Annotated in this window: 2 protein-coding genes; one reads left to right on the forward strand and one right to left on the reverse strand. The window is 41.2% G+C overall.

The genetic code is table 11. The features are described from left to right. Positions 1-236, forward strand: a 236-nt coding sequence (locus ACPLOV_RS11410; protein WP_424911205.1) for a DUF1294 domain-containing protein, incomplete at its 5' end; no start/stop codon positions are given. Between the two features lie 32 nt (positions 237-268). On the opposite strand, the gene ACPLOV_RS11415 is transcribed toward ACPLOV_RS11410, so the two are convergent. Then, the gene (locus ACPLOV_RS11415; RefSeq protein WP_424908878.1) at positions 269-1,834 is read right to left on the reverse strand and encodes an exonuclease; all 1,566 of its coding nucleotides are present in this window, start codon (positions 1,832-1,834) and stop codon (positions 269-271) included. Positions 1,835-1,867: the final 33 nt, after the last annotated feature.

A 1,867-nucleotide genomic window follows, 5' to 3' on the forward strand; every position in this document is an offset into this window, starting at 1 on the left:
TAAATACCGTTTCATTATTATTAATGTTTGTAGATAAAAGAAAGGCTAAAAAAAGAAAATCCAGAATACCGGAAAAGACCTTGTTTACCTTAGCCCTTTTGGGCGGAAGCGCAGGCGTATATTTAGGAATGTATTTTTTTCATCATAAAACCAGGCATTTAAGTTTTACCTTGGGGATCCCGGTGATTATAATAATACAGATATTACTTTTGGGGTACTTAATGCAAAATTTATAATATCCACTATGCCTATAAATCAAGTGAATAAACTATTGATTTAATTTTATAGTCTTACTTCTTTCCGGCCATAATACCTGGCATTTTCCTTCAAACCGCTTAAAGAATTCCTTATCCTGGGTATGAATAGGAATTAAAACCCGGGGCTTTATGGTCTCCACCATTTCTTCAATTCCCGGGCCGTGGATATGGCCGCTGGCGTGAAAACCCGATTTTTCCCTGTCCCTGCCGAGGCTTCCGTATAATTCAAAGCCGAAATATTCAATCCAATTTTTTATTCTGTTGTGGTCTATAAGCATTTCTTCATCATAAGCCTCGCTGGAGGAGTATATATAGGTTCCTCCCTTTGGCTCTATATCCAAAAAGGCGTGAAAATCGTAATAGGAAAAGCAAAGTATGTAATCCTTGGGATTTTGCTTTATAACCTCCGCATCTACTATCTTTGAAGAATCAAATCTATCATATAAAGCCTCTTCCCATTTATCCCGCCGGGTTTTTGGCCTATCATAAAGAAGAATTAAATCCTCCGCCAAAGGATTCGGAATCTCCGGTTCATCCGCACAGTTTAAAGCCTCAAGAAGATAGATATCTTTAGAAGTCAATACCAGTTTTCTTTTTGTTTCCTTAGCTATGGAAAGGAAGGATAAAAGCCTCTCCACATTTCTCGGGCCAAAGTCGGCTACCACTACTCCTTTTGCCTTTTTAACCGCATCGAAGCAGTTTTGCGCCACCTGTTCTTCCGTAACCGGATTTATAGTTCCCGGATGAGTCCCCTCGCATATTAGAGCTACAGGATTTAATTTCGCTGCCTCATTGAAAAATTTCCTGGTAAGTCCCCCGTTTTTTCCGTGAAGCCTCAAATCACCGGTATAGACCACCCACCCTTCCGAAGTTTCAATGGCATAGGCAGAAGCTCCCGGTACGGAATGGTCTACCGGCCAGGAAATCACTCTTAAATCCCCCAGTTCGTTTGTATCTTTGATTTTTCCTAAGGAACAGCACTGAAGGCTCCTGGAACTATCCAAGTTTTCCCAAAAACCGCAGGCTTTTTCCGGAATATATTCCTTATCGGCAATAACATATTTCCTTTGCTTGTAGGGTTTTGATCTGTAATTTCCCGTTTGCAAAAGCCCATCTTTTAATTCCCTCGGGTTAATATAGCAGATCTCCTGAAGTCTGTTTCCGCCGCCCGTATCCTGAAGGGCTTTACATATAAGCGCACTGGAAAGCCCCGTAATTACCGGGATATCCTCGCTTATATAGGAAAAATGACCGCAGTGGTCGTAGTGGGCATGGGAAAGTATTACTCCCCTTACTGTCAGGTACCTGTAATGGGCATGGGAAGAAAACTTTTTCCAAATGCCATTGTATTCCAGGTCCTTCCTGTAAATCCCTTCTAAAGGGGGGAGTATATCCAAACAAAGCAGGTCATATAGTCCAAAGGATGCTCTTGGTGCGAGGAATTCGTCAAAGAATTTCCCTTCCGCGCCAAAATTTGTTCCAAAATCAAAAAACAGGGCATTATCCCCATCTTCCAAAAGAATTTTATTACCCCCGATACATCCAGCCCCGTCGTAGAAAGTAAGGTAAACCGGCATAGTATCACCTTCTTTTTATAAAATTATCTGAAA

Source organism: Thermovenabulum sp. (assembly GCF_049723235.1).
Taxonomy (GTDB): Bacteria; Bacillota; Thermosediminibacteria; order Thermosediminibacterales; family Thermosediminibacteraceae; genus Thermovenabulum.